Raw genomic sequence first — 21,386 nt, 5'->3', positions numbered from 1 at the left:
CCCCCAGTGAAGGAGCCGGTCATGGAGGCCGCCGCCACCACGTGTTACCGCCATCCGTCGTACGAGACGTATGTCCGCTGCACCCGTTGCGAGCGTGCCATCTGCCCGGACTGCATGCGTGAGGCCGCCGTCGGCCACCACTGCGTGGAGTGCGTGAAGGAGGGGCGGCGCTCGGTGCGGCGGGCCCGGACCGTGTTCGGCGGGGCGGTGTCCGGGGCGACGGCGCCGGTGGTGACGTACGTCCTGATGGCGCTGAACATCCTGGCCTACCTCGTCGAGGTGGTCCGGCCCGAGATCGTGGACCGGTTCGCCGTGCTGGGTGCCGCGCTCACCGGGCCGGACGGGGAGCGCTACTACTACCGGGGCGACACCTTCCCCGGGTACGAGCTGACGGGGATCGCGGACGGCGAGTGGTACCGGCTGGTGACGGGGGCCTTCCTGCATCTGCCGCCGGACGCCTCGTTCGGGGTGATGCACCTGCTGTTCAACATGTTCGCGCTGTGGAACATCGGCCGGGTGGTGGAGGGGCAGCTCGGCCGGGCCCGCTACCTGGCGCTGTATCTGCTGGCGGCGGTGGGCGGTTCCGTCGTGGTGTATCTGCTGGCCCCGGACACCTCCACCGTGGGCGCCTCCGGTGCGGTCTTCGGGCTGGCCGCCTCGTACTGGGTGATCAACCGGCGGCTCGGCCGTGACATGGCGGCGGTCAACCGGTTCATGGCGGGCTTCCTGCTCTGGATGGTGCTCTCGGCGCTGTTCACCTCCTGGCAGGGGCACCTGGGCGGGCTGCTGACCGGGGCGCTGGTGACGTACGGGCTCGCCTACGCGCCGGCGAGGCTGCGGACCTGGCCGGTGCAGCTGGCGGGCGGAGTGGTGGTGCTGGGGGTGTTCGCCGTGGCGGTGGCGGTGAAGACGTCGGCGCTGACCGGCTCGGACGCCTGGATGAGCGGCTGAGCCCCCGGCGCCTGCCCCCGGCCCGGCCCGTTCCCGGCCTGTCTGTCCCCGGCCCGACCCGGCCCCGGACGCGCCACGGCGCCCGCTGGTGTCCGGTCGGGGACAGGCAGGCGCCGCGTTCAGTTCCGCACGCCGTTGTACGGGACGTATCAGGGGGGCTCCCCCGGGCCGCGTGGCCCAGGGGGAACCCGGGTGGTGCTCAGACCAGCAGGGACCGGTCCGTCGGGCGGATCGGGGCCGGCAGTGCGCTGGTCCCGGTCAGGTAGCGGTCCACTCCGCGGGCGGCGGAGCGGCCCTCGGCGATGGCCCAGACGATCAGCGACTGGCCGCGTCCCGCGTCTCCGGCGACATAGACGCCGTCGACGTTGGTCGCGTAGTGCTCGTCGCGGGCGACGTTGCCGCGCTGGTCGAGCTCCAGGCCGAACTGCTGGACCAGACCGTTGGACTGGTCGGTTCCGGTGAAGCCCATGGCGAGGGTGACGAGCTGCGCGGGGATGCGCCGCTCCGTGCCGGGCTTCTGCTCCAGCTTACCGCCCTTGAACTCCACCTCGACCAGGTGGAGGGCCGCGACGTTCCCGTTCTCGTCGCCCTCGAAGTGGGTGGTGGAGACGGAGTAGACCCGCTCGCCGCCCTCCTCGTGCGCGGAGGTGACCTTGTAGAGCATCGGGAAGGTCGGCCACGGCTGGCCGGGGTTCCGCTCCTCGCCCGGCTTCGGCATGATCTCCAGCTGGGTGACGGAGGCCGCGCCCTGGCGGTGGGCGGTGCCCACGCAGTCGGCGCCGGTGTCGCCGCCGCCGATGACGACGACGTCCTTGCCGCCGGCGTGGATCGGGGCGACCGTCAGGTCGCCCTCCTGCACCTTGTTGGCGAGCGGCAGGTACTCCATCGCGAAGTGGATGCCGCCCAGCTCACGGCCGGGGACCGGCAGGTCGCGGGAGACGGTGGCACCGGCGGCGATGACGACCGCGTCGTAGCGGCGGCGGAGCTTGGCGGCGTCGATGTCCTTGCCGATCTCCACCTCCGTGCGGAACTTGGTGCCTTCCAGGCGCATCTGCTCGATGCGGCGGTTGATGTGCGACTTCTCCATCTTGAACTCGGGGATGCCGTAGCGCAGCAGGCCCCCGATGCGGTCCGCGCGCTCGTAGACGGCGACGGTGTGGCCGGCCCGGGTCAGCTGCTGGGCGGCGGCGAGTCCCGCCGGGCCGGAGCCGATGACCGCGACGGTCTTGCCGGAGAGGCGCTCGGGCGGCTGCGGGGTGACGTCGCCGCTGTCCCACGCCTTGTCGATGATGGAGACCTCGACGTTCTTGATGGTGACGGCCGGCTGGTTGATGCCGAGCACGCACGCCGACTCGCAGGGGGCCGGGCAGAGCCGCCCGGTGAACTCCGGGAAGTTGTTCGTGGCGTGCAGCCGCTCGGAGGCGGCGGTCCAGTCCTCGCGGTAGGCGTAGTCGTTCCACTCGGGGATGAGGTTTCCGAGCGGGCAGCCGTTGTGGCAGAACGGGATGCCGCAGTCCATGCAGCGGCCGGCCTGCTTGCTGATGATCGGGAGCAGCGAGCCCGGAACGTAGACCTCGTTCCAGTCCTTGACGCGCTCGGCCACGGTGCGGGTCTGGGCGACCTCGCGTCCGGTGGTCAGGAAGCCCTTGGGGTCAGCCATTGGTCGCCGCCTCCATCATCTTCTCGGTGGTCTCCTGCTCGGAGAGACCGGCGAGCTCAGCGGCGTCCTTGGCGGCGAGCACTGCCTTGTACGTGGACGGGATGATCTTGCTGAAGCGGGCCACGGCGGTGTCCCACTCGGCGAGGAGCTTCTCGGCGACGGTGGAGCCGGTCTCCTCATGGTGGCGGCGCACGACGTCGTGCAGCCACTGCCGGTCGGTCTCGGTGAGCTGCTCGATCGCGCCGAGGTTGCCCACGTTGACGTGGTCGCGGTTGAGGTCGATGACGTACGCGATGCCGCCCGACATGCCGGCCGCGAAGTTCCGGCCGGTCTCGCCGAGGACGACGGCGTGGCCGCCGGTCATGTACTCGCAGCCGTGGTCGCCCACGCCCTCGGAGACGACGGTCGCGCCGGAGTTGCGGACGCAGAAGCGTTCGCCGGTGCGGCCGCGCAGGAACAGCTCGCCGCCGGTCGCTCCGTAGCCGATGGTGTTGCCGGCGATGGTGCTGTACTCGGCGAGGTGGTCGGCGCCGCGGTCGGGGCGGACGACGACGCGGCCGCCGGAGAGGCCCTTGCCGACGTAGTCGTTGGCGTCGCCCTCCAGGCGCAGGGTGACCCCGCGCGGGAGGAAGGCGCCGAAGGACTGGCCGGCCGAGCCGGTGAAGGTGATGTCGATGGTGTTCTCGGGCAGGCCCGCACCACCGAACTTCTTGGTCACCTCGTGGCCGAGCATGGTGCCGACCGTGCGGTTGATGTTGCGGATGGCGACCTGGGCCCGGACCGGCTGGGCGGCCTCGGGGGTGGCGGCGCCGAGCGCGTCGGCGGCCAGCTTGATCAGCTGGTTGTCGAGCGCCTTCGTCAGGCCGTGGTCCTGCTCGACGATCCGGTGGCGGACCGCGCCCTCGGGCAGCTCGGGCACGTGGAAGAGCGGGGCGAGGTCCAGGCCCTGCGCCTTCCAGTGGGTGACGGCCCGGTCCTTGTCGAGGATCTCGGCGTGGCCGACGGCCTCCTCGATGGTGCGGAAGCCCAGCTCGGCGAGGATCTCGCGGACCTCTTCGGCGATGAACTCGAAGAAGTTGACGACGTACTCGGCCTTGCCGGAGAACCGGTCGCGGAGCACCGGGTTCTGGGTGGCGATGCCGACCGGGCAGGTGTCCAGGTGGCAGACGCGCATCATGACGCAGCCGGAGACGACGAGCGGCGCGGTCGCGAAACCGAACTCCTCGGCGCCCAGCAGTGCGGCGATGACGACGTCGCGGCCGGTCTTGAGCTGGCCGTCGGTCTGGACGACGATGCGGTCGCGCAGGCCGTTGAGCAGCAGCGTCTGCTGGGTCTCGGCGAGGCCCAGCTCCCAGGGGCCGCCCGCGTGCTTGAGGGAGGTGAGCGGGGAGGCGCCCGTTCCGCCGTCGTGGCCGGAGATGAGGACGACGTCCGCGTGCGCCTTGGAGACACCGGCGGCGACCGTGCCGACGCCGACCTCGGAGACCAGCTTCACGTGGATGCGGGCCTGCGGGTTGGCGTTCTTGAGGTCGTGGATCAGCTGGGCGAGGTCTTCGATGGAGTAGATGTCGTGGTGCGGCGGCGGCGAGATGAGGCCGACGCCGGGGGTGGAGTGCCGGGTCTTGGCGACCCACGGGTAGACCTTGTGGCCGGGCAGCTGGCCGCCCTCGCCGGGCTTGGCGCCCTGGGCCATCTTGATCTGGATGTCGTCCGCGTTGACCAGGTACTCGCTGGTCACACCGAAGCGGCCGGAGGCGACCTGCTTGATGGAGGAGCGGCGCGCCGGGTCGTAGAGGCGGTCGGGGTCCTCGCCGCCCTCACCGGTGTTGGACTTGCCGCCGAGCTGGTTCATCGCGATGGCGAGCGTCTCGTGCGCCTCGCGGGAGATGGAGCCGTACGACATGGCGCCGGTGGAGAACCGCTTGACGATCTCGGAGGCGGGCTCGACCTCGTCGATGGGGATCGGGGCCCGGCCGGAGGTGAAGCCGAAGAGGCCGCGGAGCGTCATCAGCCGCTCGGACTGCTCGTTCACCCGGTCCGTGTACTGCTTGAAGATGTCGTAGCGCCGGTTGCGGGTGGCGTGCTGGAGGCGGAAGACCGTCTCCGGGTCGAACAGGTGCGGCTCGCCCTCGCGGCGCCACTGGTACTCGCCGCCGATCTCCAGCGCGCGGTGGGAGGCCGGGATGCCGGAGGCGGGGTACGCCATGGTGTGCCGGGCGGCGACCTCCTCGGCGACGACGTCCAGGCCGGCGCCGCCGATCTTGGTGGCGGTGCCGTTGAAGTACGTCGCGACGAACTCCTCGTCCAGGCCGACGGCCTCGAAGACCTGGGCGCCGCGGTAGGAGGCGACGGTGGAGATGCCCATCTTGGACATGACCTTCAGGACGCCCTTGCCCAGCGCGTAGATCAGGTTCCGGATGGCCTGCTCGGCCTCGATGCCCTCGATGAACGTGCCGGCGCGGACCAGGTCCTCGACGGACTCCATGGCGAGGTACGGGTTGACCGCGGCGGCGCCGTAACCGATGAGCAGGGCGACGTGGTGGACCTCGCGGACGTCCCCGGCCTCGACCAGCAGGCCCACCTGGGTGCGCTGCTTGGTGCGGATGAGGTGGTGGTGGACGGCGGAGGTGAGCAGCAGCGAGGGGATCGGGGCGTGCTCGGCGTCGGAGTGCCGGTCGGAGAGGACGATGAGGCGGGCGCCGTCCTCGATGGCGGCGTCGACCTCGGCGCAGATCTCCTCGATCCGGGCGGCCAGGGCCTCGCCGCCGCCGCCGACCCGGTAGAGGCCGGCGAGGGTGGCGGCCTTCATGCCCGGCATGTCGCCGTCGGCGTTGATGTGTATCAGCTTGGCCAGCTCGTCGTTGTCGATCACCGGGAACGGCAGCGTGACGCTGCGGCAGGCCGCGGCGGTCGGCTCCAGGATGTTGCCCTGGGGGCCGAGCGAGGAGCGCAGCGAGGTGACCAGTTCCTCGCGGATGGCGTCCAGCGGCGGGTTGGTGACCTGGGCGAAGAGCTGGGTGAAGTAGTCGAAGAGCAGCCGGGGGCGCTCGGAGAGCGCGGCGATCGGCGAGTCGGTGCCCATGGAGCCGAGCGGCTCACCGGCGGTACGGGCCATCGGCGCGAGGATGACGCGGAGCTCTTCCTCGGTGTAGCCGAAGGTCTGCTGGCGGCGGGTGACCGAGGCGTGGGTGTGCACGATGTGCTCGCGCTCGGGCAGGTCGCTCAGCTCGATCTCGCCGGTCCGCAGCCACTCCTGGTACGGCTGCTCGGCGGCGAGGGACGCCTTGATCTCGTCGTCCTCGATGATGCGGTGCTCGGCGGTGTCGACGAGGAACATCTTGCCGGGCTGGAGGCGGCCCTTGCGGACGACCTTCGCCGGGTCGATGTCCAGGACGCCGACCTCGGAGGAGAGGACGACGAGGCCGTCGTCGGTGACCCAGTAGCGGCCGGGGCGCAGACCGTTGCGGTCGAGGACCGCGCCGACCTGGACGCCGTCGGTGAAGGTGACGCAGGCCGGGCCGTCCCAGGGCTCCATCATCGTGGCGTGGTACTGGTAGAACGCGCGCCGGGCCGGGTCCATGGAGTTCATCGACTCGGGGCTCTCCCACGCCTCGGGGACCATCATCAGCACCGAGTGCGGCAGCGAGCGTCCGCCGAGGTGGAGCAGCTCCAGGACCTCGTCGAAGGAGGCCGAGTCGGAGGCGTCCGGGGTGCAGACGGGGAAGATCCGGTCGAGCTGCGCCTGCCCGAAGAGGGAGGAGGCGAGCTGGGACTCGCGGGCCTTCATCCAGTTGCGGTTGCCCTTGACCGTGTTGATCTCGCCGTTGTGCGCGACGAAGCGGTACGGGTGGGCCAGCGGCCAGCTCGGGAAGGTGTTGGTCGAGAAGCGGGAGTGGACCAGTGCGACCGTGGAGGCGAAGCGGCGGTCGGAGAGGTCGGGGAAGAACGGCTCCAGCTGCCCGGTGGTGAGCATGCCCTTGTAGACGATGGTGCGGGCGGAGAGCGAGGGGAAGTACACCCCGGCCTCACGCTCGGCACGCTTGCGCAGGACGAACGCCTTGCGGTCCAGGACGATGCCGGTGGACTCGCCGTCGGCGACGAAGACCTGGCGGAAGGTGGGCATGGTGGCGCGGGCGCCGTTGCCGAGGAGTGCGGGGGCGACCGGGACCTCACGCCAGCCGAGGACGGTGAGGCCCTCCTGCGCGGCGATCTCCTCGATCGCCGTGACGGCCTCGGTGGAGCCGTCGGCGGGGAGGAAGGCGATGCCCACGGCGTAGGCGCCGGGCTCGGGGAGGTCGAAAGGGGTCTCGTCCCGGAGAAAGTCGTCGGGGACCTGGCACAGGATGCCGGCGCCGTCGCCGGAGTCGGGCTCCGAACCGGTGGCGCCGCGGTGTTCGAGGTTGCGCAGAACGGTCAGCGCCTGCTCGACCAGCTCATGGCTGGCCACACCGGTCAGAGTGGCCACGAACCCGACGCCACAGGCGTCGTGCTCGTTACGGGGGTCGTACATCCCCTGCTGGGCGGGGCGACCGTCCATGGGCGACCAGGCGTCGATACGCATCGGCTCTCCCGTCGTCGTCGTGGCATATGCAGTGCCGAGGGACGACGTTGGCCCTCTGCGAAATTTGGTGCAGGCTACATGATGGGGCGCTTCTCAAGAAGCGGAAGTCTTGTTCCAACATACGGACACCATGGCGGCCGGACGACTGGGGGACCAGAGATGTCCGGTGGACCAGGAGGTGGGTCACTGTCGGAACGATCGGCGCCCGGGACCCGCAGAGAACAGGCGTCGTTGCCTGCGGTGCCTACGGCTCATGCCCGGCGGCGGAGGAATTGAAACCACCGGAGTTATGGCTACTTATGTGCAGACCTGCATAGCAACGCATTTTACGGCGACGGGGCCCGTCCCGCCCAGAGGCCGGTGCCAAGACGTACGTCACACGGGCCGCCGCCCGGTTGAGCCGTTCGGGCGGCGCCGGTACACCCGTTCGTCACCCGACGGCCACGCCGAACAGGGTGCCGAGCCCGTACGTCAGCGCCGCCGCCGCGCCACCGAGGGCGAGCTGGCGCAGCCCGCTGAACCACCAGCTGCGGGCCGTCACCCGGGCCACCACCGCACCGCAGCCGAAGAGGCCGAGCAGCGCGAGGAGCACCGAGGGCCACAGCCCGCTCGCGCCCAGGAGGTAGGGCAGGACGGGCAGCAGGGCGCCGAGCGCGAAGGCGCCGAAGGAGGAGGCGGCGGCCACGAGCGGGGAGGGCAGGTCGTTCGGGTCGATGCCGAGCTCCTCGCGGGCGTGGATCTCCAGCGCCTGTTCCGGGTCGCGCGAGAGCTGCCGGGCCACCTCGCCGGCCAGCGGGGCGTCCACGCCCCGGGCCTCGTAGAGCGCGGCGAGTTCGGCCATCTCGTCCTGGGGGTACTGGCGCAGCTGCCGGCGTTCGACGGCCAGCTCGGCCTCGACCAGCTCGCGCTGCGAGGCGACGGAGGTGTACTCGCCGGCCGCCATGGAGAACGCACCGGCGGCCAGGCCCGCGAGACCCGTGATCACGATGGTCTGCTGGGAGACCGCGCCGCCCGCGACACCGGTCATCAGGGCGAGGTTGGAGACCAGACCGTCCATGGCGCCGAAGACGGCGGGGCGCAGCCAGCCGCCGTTCACGTCCCGGTGGGTGTGGTTGTCCCGGTGCGCCTGGTGCAGGACTGCGTCGGTCTCGATGATGGCCACGGTCGGTGTCTCCCCTTGCCCCCTGGCGGGCTGTCACCCCCGCCGAGCCGGTATCTGTACAACTTTCGACAAAGTCCAAAGTACGCCGGACGGGCGACCTCCGCCAGCAAGGCAGGCCTGGCTTACCACCCCCTCTGACCTGCGAAGAAAGGCCAGCCTCAGCTTTCCTGGTCGTCATCCGACCAGTCCCTTTCCGGGCCCTTTCCGCCTCCGACCGCCCGCCGCGTGGCACAGATGTGGACAGGGCCCGTGAACGGCTCCGGACCCGGATGCGCGCTCGGACGCGGAGACCGGGCTCGGAGTCGGATGCGCGATCGGGCTCGGAGACCGGGCTCGGGATCGGATGCGCCCTCGGGCTCGGAGACCGGACCGAGATCGGGCTCGCGATCGGAGTCGGGCCGGAGACCGGGGCCGGAGACCGGACTCGCCGGACGAGCGAAGGGCGACGCGATGGACACGGCCGTCGGCAACAAGGACCGGGCCAGGGGTGCGCTGCTGGGGCTGGCGGTCGGGGACGCGCTCGGCGCCCCGGCGGAGAACCTGCGGCCCTCGGAGATCCGCCGCCGCTGGGGGCGGATCGAGGGGTTCGTGAGCGAGGACCCGGCGGGGACGGACGACACGGAGTACGCGATCTTCTCCGGGCTGCTGCTGGCCCGGCACGGCTCCGCGCTCACCGTCTCCCACGTGGAGCGGGCCTGGCACCACTGGATCGCCGACCTGGACGAGGGGCCGTTCCGGGGCGCCGGCTTCAGTGAGCGCGGGACCCTGGAGAACCTGCGCCGGGGCCTCGCCGCGCCGATCTCGGCCCAGCACCGGCACGCCTGGAGCGACGGCCTCGCGATGCGCGCGGCCCCCTTCGGGGTGTTCGCGGCCGGGCGCCCCGCGGAGGCGGCCCGGCTGGTGGCGGTGGACGGCCGGGTGAGCCACGAGGGCGAGGGGATCTACGGGGGCCAGGCGGTGGCGGCCGGGGTGGCGGCCGCGATGGCCGGCGCGGGTCTCGCCTCGGTGATCGCCGCCGCGCTGTCGGTGGTCCCGATGGACTCCTGGACGGCCCGCTCGCTGCGCCGTGCGGTGGCGGCGGCCCAGCGCCCGTACCCGGACCGGCTCACGATGGAGCGGGCGGTGCGTTCGGCGGTGGTGATCGGCGGCTACCCGTGGACGGACCTCGCGCCGGAGGCGGTGGGCCTGGCGTTCGGGGCGTTCACGGCGGCGCGCGGTGACTTCCGTACGGCGGTGCTGACGGCCGTGAACATGGGGCGCGACGCGGATACGACGGCGGCGGTGGCGGGGGCCCTGGCCGGGGCGCTGCACGGGGTGGGCGCGATCCCGCCGGAGTGGGCGGCGGCGATCGGGCCGGTCCGGGGCAGCTGTCTGCCCTCGATGCGGGGCCACCACGTGCTGGACATCGCGGACCTGCTGACGCCGGAAGGCCCGGGGGACCCGACAGACCCGGCAGGCCCGAGGGACCCGGAAGGCCGAGGGGCCCCAGAGGGCCCGGGAGACCCGGAAGGCCGAGGGGCCCCAGGCGGCCCGGAGGGGGCTGAGCGGCCGGAGGGCTTGGACGGCGCCAGGGCCGCCCAGGGGCTGGGCGGCGGGCGCGCGCCTTCCGTCGTACGGGACATGGCGTCCGTGGCCGCGCCCTTCGACCCCGTACGGGAGACCCGGCGATGACCACCGCACGCGCAACGGCCACGGAAGCCCCGGCCACGACCACCACACACCCGGCGACCACAGAAACCCCAGCCACGACGACTGCGCGCGAGGCGGCCGACGCGCCCGGGGCCGCCGCCGGTCCCTCCCGGCGCGTCCGGATCGAGGGCCTGCTGCTCGGTCTGGCCTCGGGGGACGCCGCCGGGTGGCCGGCGGCCCGGCACCGGGCGGTCCGGATGCCCGAGTGGACCCGGCGGCTCACCCGGGAACTGGACACGTTCGCCGAGCAGAACGCCACCACCACGCTCCCCGTGCCCATCGCGCTCAACCAGCCGCCCGAGCCGTTGCGGCTCGGGCCGTCCGACGACGCGGAGTGGGCCGCGTTCTCCGCCCGTACGGTGCTGGCGGCGGCCGACGACGCCGACGGCCTCTCCCCCGGCCACCGGATGCGGGACGCGGTGGACCGGGCCTGGAACGCCCTGGCCGCCACCGTCGCCGAGGCCGGCGCCCGAGCCCCCGAGGTGGAGGCGGCGGTGCTCCCGCTGCGCGCCCGGATCTCGGTACGGGCGGGGCTCGGGAACCTGGCCGCCGGGCTGCGGCCGCCCGCCACCGGGCACGACAACCCGCACTACTTCGACGACGCCGCCTGCGTACGGGCGGTCGTACTCGCCGTGGTCCACCCGGGCGACCCGAAGGAGGCGGCGGCGCTCGCGGAGTTCGACGCCCGCTACACCCAGGACGGCGACGGGGTGCACGGGGCGCGGGCCATGGCCGCCGCCATCGCGGTGGCGTTGGACGGGGCGGACGTGGACACCGTGGTGAACGCGGCCCTCGCCCAGCTCCCCGAGGGAACCGAGATCGCCCGCAACGCCGCCCACGCCGTCCGCCTGGCCCGGGAGTTCGCGGACGAGCCCGCCGGGGCGTTCGCCCTGGTCCCGGTCCTGGAGCACCAGATCGTGGACCACGTCTACAGCTACGGGATCGCGGCGGCCGAGACCGTACCCGTCGCCCTCGCGCTGACCACCGCCGCCCGGGGCGAGATCGCCCAGGCGATCCCGGCCGCCGCCTGCCTCTCCCGGGTCGCGGACTCCGCGCCCGCGCTGGCCGGGGCGCTGACCGGGGCGATCGGCTCGGTCAGCGCCGTACCGGCGGGCTGGCGCGAGGCGTGCCGGACGCTCGCGGGGTGTGCGCTGCCCCGGCTCGCCGGCACGGACCTGGTCGAACTCGCCGGGCTGCTGGCAGCCACGGAACCGGCCGCCCCGGGTGGACAATTCCGACATGACACCCACAACGGCCACACCGGTCACGGAACCCGCCCCCGCACCCGCCTCCTCGACGGCACGGCCCGGACTCGATGAACGCATCGGCCGGGCCCTCGTCGGCGCCGCCGTCGGGGACGCGCTCGGCGGGCCGGTCGAGGGCTGGACCCCCGAGCAGATCGCCGAGCGCCACGGCGGCCGGGTGACCGGGATCGTCGGCCCCTGGCACGGCGAGAACTGGCGCACCGCGCGCCCCATCGCCCCGTACCACAAGGGCGACGGGCACGTCACCGACGACACCCTGATGACCCACGCCCTGGTCCGGGTCTACGACCGCGTCCGTGACCACCTCGACGCGTACGCCGTCGCCGACCACCTCGTACCGGATCTGCTCTCACCCCGCTGGATCCCGGAGCTGGAGGCCGAGGCGCTGCCGCTCCAGCGGATCTTCCTGGCGGAGAAGTGGCTCGTGGCCCGGCTGCACTACGGGCACGCCGACCCGCGCGAGGCCGGTGCGGGCAACATCGTCAACTGCGGGGCCGCGATGTACATGGCCCCGGTCGGCCTGGTCAACGCCGCCCACCCGGAGGCCGCGTACGCCGAGGCGCTGGAGATCGCCGCGCCCCACCAGTCCTCCTACGGGCGGGAGGCCGCCGGGATCTTCGCCGCCGCCGTGGCCGCCGCGTGCCGCCCGGGGGCGACGCCCGACGCGGTGGTCGACACCGCTCTCGCCCTCGCCAAGGACGGCACCCGGTCCGCCATCGAGGCCGTCTGCGAAGTCGCCGCGCACCACGACGAGTTCGAGTCCGCGCTCGCCCCGCTGCGGGCGGCCGTCGAACCGTTCGACACGGTCGGCCCCGACTACCGCTGCCCCTCGCTCGGCGCCCGCCGCCCCTCCCGGCTGCACGCCATCGAGGAACTGCCCATCGCCCTGGGCATGTTGCTGGTCGGCGGCGGCGACTACCGGCGTACGGTGCTCGGTTCGGTCAACTACGGGCGGGACTGCGACTCCATCGCCACGATGAGCGGCGCCCTCGCGGGGGCGCTCGGCGCCGAGGTCCCCGCCGACTGGGCGGCGACGGTCGCTCGGGCGAGCCGGCTGGACCTGCACGCCCCGGCCCGGATGCTGGCACGGGTGGCCCGGGAGGTCTTCGCCCGGGATCTGGAGCGGCGCCGGTCCCACGAAGAGGCGTTCGCGGCGCTGGCCGGTGCGCGGTGAGCGTCCGGCTGACCTGGGTGCAGCCCGAGGATCTGATCGGGCACGAGCTGCGGCAGGCCGCGCAGGACGGCCGGGACGCCCGGGAGATCGAGGAGCGGTGGTACGCGGCCGGGGGCGGACCCGCCCCGGACCGCGCGGGCGCCTCCGAGCCACCGGCTCCGCCGCGCCTGCGCGCGCTGGCCGGGCGGCTCCTCGACGAACTCGCCCTGCTGGAATCGCCGTTGGCCGCCGACGAGCCCACCGAGCTGGCGGAGATCCGGGCCGCCTGTCCGCAGTGGCCCGGCCCTCCCGAGGCGGCGCCCGTCGTCGGGCGGGCCCGGCTGCACGCGGCGTGGCTGGGCCGGGCGGCGGGCTGCCTGCTCGGGAAGCCGGTGGAGAAGCTGCCGCTGGCCGGCCTCCGCGCCCTGGCCCGTGCGGCCGGAAACTGGCCCCTGACCACCTGGTTCACCGAACGCGGGGTGCCGCCGGAACTCCTCGCCGCCCACCCCTGGAACCGCCGCTCGGCCCCCACGTCGCTCGCCGAGAACATCGACGGCATGCCGGAGGACGACGACCTCAACTACCCGCTCCTCACCCTGCTGCTGCTCCAACGCCACGGGCGCTCCTTCACCACCGCCGACCTGGCCCGGCTGTGGCTGGACGAACTCCCCGCCGGGCGCACCTTCACCGCCGAGCGCATCGCGTACGGCAATCTCCTCGCGGGCGTCGAACCCCCCGGGACCGCCCGCCTGCGCAACCCGTTCCGCGAGTGGATCGGGGCGCAGATCCGGGCCGACGTGCACGGCTGGACCCACCCCGGCGACCCGGCCGGGGCCGCCGCCCAGGCCCACCGCGACGCGGTCCTCACCCACACCGCCAACGGGGTCTACGGCGCGATGTTCACGGCGGCCGCCCTCGCGGTCGCGGCGGGCGGGGAGAGCGATGTGCACGGCTGCCTGGCCGCCGGGCTGCGGGTCGTGCCGCCGCACTCGCGGTACGCCGACGCGGTCCGGCTCGGCATCGAAACCGCGCGTACGGAAGGGGAGTTCGACGTGGTGGTGGACCGGCTGCACGCCGTGTACGACGGCACCCACCACTGGGTGCACGTACTGCCCAACGCCGCGCTGCTCGCCGCCGCCCTCACCCACGCCGACGGCGACTTCACCCGGTCGATCGGCCTCACGGTCTCCGGCGGCTGGGACACCGACTCGGGCGGGGCCACCGCCGGTTCGCTCGCCGGTCTGCTCGCGGGCTCCCCGGACGCCCTGCCCGAACACTGGACGGCCCCGCTGAAGAACCGCCTCGCCACCTCCGTACCCGGCTACGACCGGACCGGCTTCGACACCCTCGCCGCACTGACCCATCAGGAGGCTCTGCGCCCATGACCCGTATCGCGGTGCTCGGCAGCACCAACATGGACCTCGTCGCCTACACCGCCCGCGCCCCGGAACGCGGGGAGACCGTCACCGGGCGGGAGTTCCGGACGGTCCCCGGCGGCAAGGGCGCCAACCAGGCCGTCGCCGCCGCCCGCGCGGGCGGGGAGGTGACGATGATCGGCGCGGTCGGCGACGACGCGTACGGCGCACAACTGCGCGACGGCCTCGAACACTCCGGGGTCGACACCGACCTCCTGCACACCGCCGAGGGCCCCAGCGGCACCGCGCACATCGTGGTGGACGACTCCGGGGCCAACGCGATCGTGGTGATCCCCGGCGCCAACGGCACCGTCACCGCGCTCGGGCCCGGGGAGATCGCGGCCGTCGCCGCCGCCGACCTGCTGCTCATGCAGCTCGAACTCCCGCTCTCCGCCGTCCTGGAGGGCGCCCGCGCCGCCCGGTCCCAGGGCGTACGGACCATCCTCACCCCCTCCCCTGTACAGCCACTGCCCGATGAACTCCTGGACCACGTCGACCTGTTGATCCCCAACGAGCACGAGGCCGCCGAACTCTCCGGGCAGGGGGAGCCGCACGCGGCGGCGCAGATCCTGCTGCGGCAGGTGCCCGAGGTGATCATCACGCTCGGCGCGAAGGGGTCCCTGTACGCGGCCCGGGGCGGCGAACCGGTGCTGTTCGAGGCGCCGGGGGTGCGGGCCGTCGACACGACCGGGGCCGGGGACACCTTCGTCGGGGCGCTGGCGGTGGCGCTCGGGGAGGGGCGGCCGGTGGCCAAGGCGCTGGCCTTCGCCTCCTCGGCCGCCGCGCTCTGCGTGCAGAAGCCGGGCGCGACCACGTCCATGCCGTACCGGAGCGAGATCGAGGCCCAGTCCGTATGAGCACGACAGCAGGGCCCCTGACCGGGCTGAAGGTCATCGACCTCGCCACCCTCTTCGCCGGGCCGCTGGCCGCCACCATGCTCGGGGACTTCGGCGCCGATGTGATCAAGGTCGAGCACCCCCGTAAGCCGGACCCCTCACGCGGGCACGGGCCCGCCAAGGACGGTGTCGGCCTGTGGTGGAAGCTGCTCGGCCGCAACAAGCGCACCCTGACGCTGGATCTGTCCGCCCCGGGCGGCCGGGACGTTCTCCTCCAGCTGGCCGCCGAGACCGACGTGATCGTCGAGAACTTCCGGCCGGGGACCCTGGAGCGCTGGGGGCTGGGCCCCGAGGAACTGCACGCCGTCAACCCGCGCCTGGTGCTGGCCCGGGTCACCGGGTTCGGCCAGTTCGGGCCGTACGCGCACCGCCCCGGGTTCGGCACGCTGGCCGAGGCGATGAGCGGGTTCGCGGCGATCACCGGGGAGCCGGAGGGGCCGCCGACCCTGCCGCCGTTCGGGCTCGCCGACTCGATCGCGGCGCTGGCCACGGCGTACGCGGTGATGGCCGCGCTCGCCGGGCGGGAGAAGACAGGCCAGGGGCAGGTGGTGGACCTGGCGATCATCGAGCCGATCCTCACCGTGCTGGGGCCGCAGCCGCTCTGGTACGACCAGCTCGGCCACGTCCAGCCGCGCACCGGCAACCGCTCCCGCAACAACGCCCCGCGCAACACCTACCGCACCGCCGACGGCCACTGGGTCGCCGTCTCCACCTCCGCGCAGTCGGTGGCCGAGCGGGTGATGCGGCTGGTGGGCCGTCCGGAGCTGATCGAGGAGCCGTGGTTCGGCGCGGGCACCACCCGGGCCGAGCACACCGAGGAGCTGGACGAGGCGGTCGGCCACTGGATCTCCCGGCACAGCCGTCAGGAGGTGCTCGACGGCTTCGAGAAGGCCGAGGCGGCGGTGGCGCCGATCCATGACGTACGGGAGGTGATGGAGGACCCGCAGTACCGGGCGCTGGGCACCATCGCCGAGGTCGACGACCCGGAGCTGGGGCCGCTGCGGATGCAGAACGTCCTCTTCCGGCTCTCCGCGACCCCGGGCGCCATCCGCTGGGCGGGGCGCCCGCACGGCGCGGACACCGAGGAGATCCTGACCGGGCTCGGCCTCCCGGAGAGCCGGATCGCGGCGCTGCGGGACCAGGGGGCGCTGTGACCGGCCGGCCGGTCCCGGGTCCGCCCCTGCCGGAGGGCCCTCCGGCGCCGGTCGGCCGACCGCCGCTGACCTGGCTGTACGTCCCCGGGGACCGGCCGGAGGTGGTGGCCAAGGCGCTCGGCCGTGGGGCGGACGTGGTCATCGTCGACCTGGAGGACGCCGTCGCCCCCGACCGCAAGGCGTACGCGCGCGCGGCCACCGCCGAACTCCTCGCGGACCCGGTGACCGCCTCCCCCGGGGCCGTACCCGTCCATGTCCGGGTGCACGGCGAGGACGACATCCGGGCGCTGCACGGGCTGCCGGGCCTCGCCGGGCTCAGGCTGCCCAAGATCACGCACGCGGTCTCCGTGCACCATGTGGCGGCGGTCGCCCCCGGGGTGCCGCTCTACCCGCTGCTGGAGTCGGCGCTCGCCGTGGAACACGCGTACTCGATCGCCTCGGCCGATCCCGCCGTCCGGGGCGTCGCGCTGGGCGAGGCGGATCTCCGTGCCGACCTGGGCGTACGGGAGGACCGCGGGCTGGACTGGTCGCGCAGCCGGCTCGTGGTGGCGGCGCGGGCGGCCGCGCTGCCGCCGCCCGCCCAGTCGGTCTTCCCGGACGTCCGGGACCTGGACGGGCTGTGGGCCTCGTGTCTACGGGGGCGGGGGCTCGGGCTGCTGGGCCGGGCGGCGATCCATCCGCGTCAGCTGGAGGTGATCGAGCGGGCGTTCCGGCCGACGGAGCGGGAGATCGAGGCGGCGGAGGAGATCGTCGCGGCGTCGGCGGTGGAGGCGGGGGCGCTGGCGCTGCCGGACGGGCGGTTCGTGGACGCGGCGGTGGTGGCGTCGGCCCGCCGCACACTGGCGATCGCCGAGCGGTCCTGAGGTTTCTCAGGTCCGCCCGGCGATCGGGGGCAGTGCCGCGGGTGCGCCCGGCTGCCGGGCGCGGGCGGTCAGCTCTTGTCGGCTGCCTCGGGGGCGGCGTCCTTGGGGGCGGCGTCCTCGGCCGGGGCGCCGGTGTCCGCCGCGTCCTTCTTCTTCAGCGGGTCGCTGTCGGCGCTGTCACTCTCCGGCGCGTCCGCGTCCTCGGCGCCGCCCTTCCGGTCGGTGTCCTTCTCCGCGGCGTCCTTCTTCTCGGCGGCCTCGGCGTCCCGGTCCGGCTCGACGATCTCCTCGCGACCCGGGCGGAGCTTCGCGGAGATCACGATGTAGGCGACGGCGAGGACGAAGACGACGATCGCGGTCCACACGTTCAGGCGGAGGCCGAGGATGTGGTGGGCCTCGTCGACCCGCATGTACTCGATCCAGCCGCGCCCGGCGCAGTAGGCCGCGACGTACAGCGCGAACGCCCGTCCGTGGCCGAGCTTGAAGCGGCGGTCGGCCCAGATGACCAGCAGCGCGACGCCGACGCACCACAGCGACTCGTAAAGGAAGGTCGGGTGGTACGTCCCGGCGACCCGGTTCGGGCCCTCGCTGATCTCCAGCGCCCAGGGGAGGTCGGTCGGCCTGCCGTACAGCTCCTGGTTGAACCAGTTGCCCCAGCGGCCGATGGCCTGGGCGACGGCGATACCGGGGGCCAGCGCGTCCGCCCAGGCGGGCAGCGGAATGCCCCGGCGGCGGCAGGCGATCCAGGCGCCGACCGCGCCGAGGGCGATGGCGCCCCAGATGCCGAGGCCGCCCTCCCAGATCTTGAAGGCGTCGACCCAGTCGCGGCCTTCGCTGAAGTAGAGCTGGTAGTCGGTGATCACGTGGTAGAGCCGGCCGCCGACGAGCCCGAAGGGCACGGCCCAGACGGCGATGTCGGCGACGGTGCCGGCTTTTCCGCCACGGGCGACCCAGCGCCTGTTGCCGATCCAGACGGCGACGAAGACACCGATGATGATGCAGAACGCGTAGCCGCGCAGCGGGATCGGGCCGAGCTCGATCACGCCGGTCGACGGGCTGGGAATGGAGGCAAGGTTCATGACGGGGTCGACGCTACCCTGCCGGGCGGTGGGTACGGCAAGCCGCCCGGCAACGTCTGGGTAACGAGGACACGGCCCCGGGCCCGTACGCCCGCCCGGTCAGGGACCGCCCAGGGCCTGCTTCCGTCCGCTCAGGAAGCGGGGGCGGACGGGGTGTCGGTGCCGGTCTCCTTGCCCTTGTCGGCCTCGGCGACCCACTTCTTCAGGTTCTCCGCGGAGATCTGCTCGTCGCCCTTCTTCGGGAAGATCGACTCGCCGTTGAGGAGCGCGGTCGGGGTGCCCTGGAAGCCGCCCTCGCGGAACGCCGTGTCGGACTTCTGGACCCAGCTGTCGTGCTCGCCGCTCTCCACACAGGTGCGGAAGCCCGGCGTGTCGAGCCCCTCGACCTCACCGGCCAGCTCGATGAGACGGCTGTTCTTGGCGAACGCGTCGTCGGGCTCGGGGGGCTGGTTGCGGAAGAGGACGTCGTGGTAGGGGACGAACTTGCCGACGTCCTGGGCGCAGGCGGCGGCGTTGGCGGCGCGCAGCGAGCCTCTGCCGCCGAGGTTGCCGTCGATGATCGTGGCCAGGTGGTACTCCACCTTCAGCTGCCCCGCCTCCACCAGCTCCGTGATGGTGTCCCGGAAGGCGTTCTCGAACTGGGCGCAGACCGGGCAGCGGAAGTCCTCCCAGATCGTGAGCGTGGACGGGGCGTCGGACGCGCCGACCGGCAGGGTCAGGGAGTCCTTGCCGGTCGCTCCCGACGGGGTGATGGCGGGCCCGGAGGCGGTGTCGTCGCCGCCGTCCTTGCCCACGTTGGCCGCGATCAGGCCGACCACGGCGGCCAGCGCCAGGACGCCGACCACGGCCGAGGAGACGATCAGCGTACGGCGGCGCTTCTCGCGGCCCTTCTCCCGCTCGCGCTGCTGGGCCAGGCGCTCACGCGCACTTCGGTTTCCCTCAGGGATCTTGTCGCTCACACCCGCAGCAACGAACCGGGGAGGCACGTACGCGCCTCCCCGGTCCATAATCCACCCATTCTGGTGATCTGAGCGCGAACGCTTTCGAACACCCTGGGCTGTCAGCGCTTTCTGACGCCCTGGGCCAGCTCGCCCGCGAGCGAGCGGACGGCGTCGAGACCGGCGGCCTCGTCGGGGGCGTCCAGGATCGCCTTGACGAAGGCCGAGCCGACGATCACGCCGTCGGCGAACCCGGCGACCTCGGCGGCCTGCTCGGCGTCGGAGACCCCGAGGCCGACGCAGACCGGCAGGTCGGTGGTGGCACGGGTGCGCCCCACCAGGTCCTCGGCCTGGGCTCCGACGGAGGCGCGGGTGCCGGTGACGCCCATCAGGGACGCGGCGTAGACGAAGCCGCTGCCGGCCGCCGTGATGGTGGCGAGGCGGGCGTCCTGGCTGCTGGGGGCGACGACGAACACGGTGGCCAGACCGTGCTTGTCGGCGTGCTCGCGCCACAGCGCGGACTCCTGGACCGGCAGGTCGGGCAGGATGCACCCGGCGCCGCCCGCCTCGGCCAGCTCGGCCGTGAAGCGCTCGACGCCGTACCGGTCGATGGGGTTCCAGTACGTCATGACCAGGATCGGCACCCCGGTGGCCTCGTACGCCTCGCGGACCGTGCGCATCACGTCCGCGATGCGGACCCCGCCGCGCAGGGCGATGTCGTCGGCGGTCTGGATGACCGGTCCGTCGAGCACCGGGTCGCTGTGCGGGAGCCCGACCTCCACGACGTCGGCGCCGCCCGCGACGACCGCCTTGACCGCCTCGATGCCGCCGTCGACGGTGGGGAAGCCGGCCGGGAGGTAGGCGATGAGCGCGGCCCGGTCCTCGGCCTTGGCGGCGGCCAGGGCGGTGCTCAACAGCTCGATGTTGCCGCTCACTTGGCGTCCCCCTCGATCTCGGCGCGGTCACTGCCGGCGTCCGCCTCGACGGCGGCGTCGGTGTCGTAGAGCCCGAAGTAGCGGGCGGCGGTGTCCATGTCCTTGTCGCCCCGGCCGGACAGGTTGACGAGGATCAGCCCGTCCTTGCCCAGCTCCTTGCCCAGCTCCAGCGCACCGGCGAGCGCGTGGGCGCTCTCGATGGCCGGGATGATCCCCTCGGTGCGCGAGAGCAGGCGCAGCGCCTGCATGGCCGCGTCGTCGGTGACCGCGCGGTACTCGCCGCGCCCGATGTCCTTGAGGTAGGAGTGCTCGGGGCCGATGCCCGGGTAGTCCAGGCCCGCGGAGATGGAGTACGGCTCGGTGATCTGGCCCTCGTCGTCCTGGAGGACGTAGGAGCGCGAACCGTGCAGGATGCCGGGCTCGCCCGCGGTCAGGGTCGCCGCGTGCTCGCCGGTCTCCACACCGTGTCCGGCGGGCTCGCAGCCGACCAGGCGGACCTCGGCGTCCGGGATGAAGGCGTGGAAGAGGCCGATGGCGTTGGAGCCGCCGCCGACGCAGGCGACCGCCGCGTCCGGGAGGCGGCCGGCGCGCTCCAGGATCTGGCGGCGGGCCTCGACGCCGATGACCCGGTGGAAGTCGCGGACCATCGCCGGGAAGGGGTGCGGGCCCGCGACCGTGCCGAAGAGGTAGTGCGTACGGTCCACGTTGGCGACCCAGTCGCGGAACGCCTCGTTGATGGCGTCCTTCAGGGTCCGCGAGCCGGACTTCACGGCGACGACCTCGGCGCCGAGCATCCGCATCCGCGCCACGTTCAGCGCCTGGCGCCGGGTGTCGATCTCGCCCATGTAGATGGTGCAGTCGAGGCCGAAGAGGGCGCAGGCGGTCGCGGTTGCGACGCCGTGCTGACCGGCTCCGGTCTCGGCGATGACCCGGGTCTTGCCCATGCGCTTGGTGAGGAGCGCCTGGCCCAGCACGTTGTTGATCTTGTGCGAGCCGGTGTGGTTCAGGTCCTCGCGCTTGAGGAAGACCCGGGCGCCGCCCGCGTGCTCGGCGAAGCGCGGGACCTCGGTCAGCGCGCTGGGCCGGCCGGTGTAGTCGACCATCAGCGCGTTGAGCTCGGCGGCGAAGGCCGGGTCGGACTTGGCCTTGTCGTACTCGACGGCGACCTCGTCCACGGCGGCGACCAGCGCCTCCGGGATGAACTTGCCGCCGTAGGCGCCGAAATAGCCCTCGGCGCTGGGGATCAGACCCTCGGGGTCCGGAATGAAGAAGTCGGACGACATGCGACGTGCTCCTTGGCCTGGCAACGGGTGGGTTCACCGTATGCGCGGAGGGGCGAGCGCCGCCGGGACCGGCGGGCGGTCAGGGCGGTGCGGTCGTACGTACGGGCGGAGACGGGTTGTGGTGCGGTACGCCGGCCGGGGCTCGCTACAGCGCGGACCCCGGGCGCCATCGCATCCCGTTCACCTGGCCGGGCTCGTCACCGATCACGTACCGCACACGCCGTCCGTGCACCCGGCGGGCGGGGGCCCGGCAGCCACGGGGCCTGCACCCGCGGGCCAGCGGGGCGTGCGGATCCCGCGCCGGGGCCCCGGCGGGGCGCAGGCCCGGCCGGGTGCGGACCACGGGACGGTCGGTCATGGCCGCTTCGCCCCGGTCAGCCGC

Annotated in this window: 16 protein-coding genes; 8 read left to right on the top strand and 8 right to left on the bottom strand. The window is 73.3% G+C overall.

The features are described 5' to 3' along the window. The first annotated feature begins 21 nt into the window (after positions 1-21). Positions 22-951 carry a rhomboid family intramembrane serine protease gene (locus AB0917_RS20960; protein ID WP_366821109.1) on the top strand — a complete coding sequence of 310 codons (930 nt, stop codon included), beginning with the start codon at positions 22-24 and terminating at the stop codon, positions 949-951. Between the two features lie 199 nt (positions 952-1,150). Here AB0917_RS20960 and AB0917_RS20955 read toward each other — a convergent pair whose 3' ends face one another. The 3 genes from AB0917_RS20955 to AB0917_RS20945 all read right to left on the bottom strand — a co-directional run bounded on the left by AB0917_RS20955 (position 1,151) and on the right by AB0917_RS20945 (position 8,334). Further along, positions 1,151-2,611: a glutamate synthase subunit beta gene (locus tag AB0917_RS20955; RefSeq protein WP_366821108.1), complete on the bottom strand. Its 1,461-nt coding sequence runs from the start codon at positions 2,609-2,611 to the stop codon at positions 1,151-1,153. Further along, positions 2,604-7,172 carry a glutamate synthase large subunit gene (gene gltB, locus AB0917_RS20950; protein WP_366821107.1) on the bottom strand — a complete coding sequence of 1,523 codons (4,569 nt, stop codon included), beginning with the start codon at positions 7,170-7,172 and terminating at the stop codon, positions 2,604-2,606. Before gltB ends, AB0917_RS20955 begins: the two co-directional genes overlap by 8 nt. 430 nt (positions 7,173-7,602) lie before the next feature. Further along, the gene (locus AB0917_RS20945) at positions 7,603-8,334 is read right to left on the bottom strand and encodes a VIT1/CCC1 transporter family protein (protein ID WP_366821106.1); all 732 of its coding nucleotides are present in this window, start codon (positions 8,332-8,334) and stop codon (positions 7,603-7,605) included. 450 nt (positions 8,335-8,784) lie between these two features. Here AB0917_RS20945 and AB0917_RS20940 point away from each other — a divergent pair, with 450 nt between their 5' ends. Genes AB0917_RS20940 through AB0917_RS20910 form a run of 7 tightly spaced genes read left to right on the top strand, consistent with a single transcriptional unit; the run spans position 8,785 to position 16,769 of the window. Continuing rightward, a complete protein-coding gene (locus AB0917_RS20940) occupies positions 8,785-10,005 on the top strand; it encodes an ADP-ribosylglycohydrolase family protein (RefSeq protein WP_366821105.1) in 1,221 nt (406 codons plus the stop codon). Continuing rightward, the gene (locus AB0917_RS20935) at positions 10,002-11,342 is read left to right on the top strand and encodes an ADP-ribosylglycohydrolase family protein (RefSeq protein ID WP_366821104.1); all 1,341 of its coding nucleotides are present in this window, start codon (positions 10,002-10,004) and stop codon (positions 11,340-11,342) included. The genes AB0917_RS20940 and AB0917_RS20935 overlap by 4 nt, the downstream gene beginning before the upstream one ends. Further along, positions 11,263-12,462: an ADP-ribosylglycohydrolase family protein gene (locus tag AB0917_RS20930; protein WP_366821103.1), complete on the top strand. Its 1,200-nt coding sequence runs from the start codon at positions 11,263-11,265 to the stop codon at positions 12,460-12,462. Before AB0917_RS20935 ends, AB0917_RS20930 begins: the two co-directional genes overlap by 80 nt. Beyond that, entirely contained in the window at positions 12,459-13,826 is a 1,368-nt protein-coding gene (locus AB0917_RS20925) for an ADP-ribosylglycohydrolase family protein (RefSeq protein WP_366821102.1), read from the top strand. The genes AB0917_RS20930 and AB0917_RS20925 overlap by 4 nt, the downstream gene beginning before the upstream one ends. Then, positions 13,823-14,713, top strand: coding sequence for a ribokinase (gene rbsK, locus AB0917_RS20920; RefSeq protein ID WP_366821101.1), 891 nt, complete (start codon positions 13,823-13,825; stop codon positions 14,711-14,713). Before AB0917_RS20925 ends, rbsK begins: the two co-directional genes overlap by 4 nt. Continuing rightward, positions 14,710-15,906, top strand: coding sequence for a CoA transferase (locus AB0917_RS20915; RefSeq protein WP_366821100.1), 1,197 nt, complete (start codon positions 14,710-14,712; stop codon positions 15,904-15,906). The genes rbsK and AB0917_RS20915 overlap by 4 nt, the downstream gene beginning before the upstream one ends. Then, a complete protein-coding gene (locus AB0917_RS20910; protein ID WP_366821099.1) occupies positions 15,903-16,769 on the top strand; it encodes an aldolase/citrate lyase family protein in 867 nt (288 codons plus the stop codon). Before AB0917_RS20915 ends, AB0917_RS20910 begins: the two co-directional genes overlap by 4 nt. Before the next feature lie 68 nt (positions 16,770-16,837). Here AB0917_RS20910 and lgt read toward each other — a convergent pair whose 3' ends face one another. The 5 genes from lgt to AB0917_RS20885 form a co-directional block, all read right to left on the bottom strand. Next, positions 16,838-17,848 carry a prolipoprotein diacylglyceryl transferase gene (gene lgt, locus AB0917_RS20905; protein ID WP_366821098.1) on the bottom strand — a complete coding sequence of 337 codons (1,011 nt, stop codon included), beginning with the start codon at positions 17,846-17,848 and terminating at the stop codon, positions 16,838-16,840. A 131-nt stretch (positions 17,849-17,979) separates the two neighbouring features. Further along, positions 17,980-18,807, bottom strand: a complete 828-nt coding sequence (locus tag AB0917_RS20900; RefSeq protein ID WP_366821097.1) for a thioredoxin domain-containing protein — start codon at positions 18,805-18,807, stop codon at positions 17,980-17,982. Positions 18,808-18,908: 101 nt separating this feature from the next. Continuing rightward, positions 18,909-19,721, bottom strand: a complete 813-nt coding sequence (gene trpA, locus AB0917_RS20895) for a tryptophan synthase subunit alpha (protein ID WP_366821096.1) — start codon at positions 19,719-19,721, stop codon at positions 18,909-18,911. Next, complete coding sequence (trpB, locus tag AB0917_RS20890; RefSeq protein WP_366821095.1) at positions 19,718-21,004, bottom strand: tryptophan synthase subunit beta; 1,287 nt, start codon at positions 21,002-21,004, stop codon at positions 19,718-19,720. Before trpB ends, trpA begins: the two co-directional genes overlap by 4 nt. Before the next feature lie 145 nt (positions 21,005-21,149). Next, positions 21,150-21,362: a tryptophan synthase subunit(beta) gene (locus tag AB0917_RS20885; RefSeq protein WP_366821120.1), complete on the bottom strand. Its 213-nt coding sequence runs from the start codon at positions 21,360-21,362 to the stop codon at positions 21,150-21,152. Positions 21,363-21,386: the final 24 nt, after the last annotated feature.

This window comes from Streptomyces sp. NPDC007346 (assembly GCF_040703535.1).
In the GTDB taxonomy this organism is placed as follows: Bacteria; Actinomycetota; Actinomycetes; order Streptomycetales; family Streptomycetaceae; genus Streptomyces.
The sequence above is the reverse complement of the archived record's forward strand: the minus strand, read 5'-3'. Positions and strand labels throughout refer to the sequence as shown.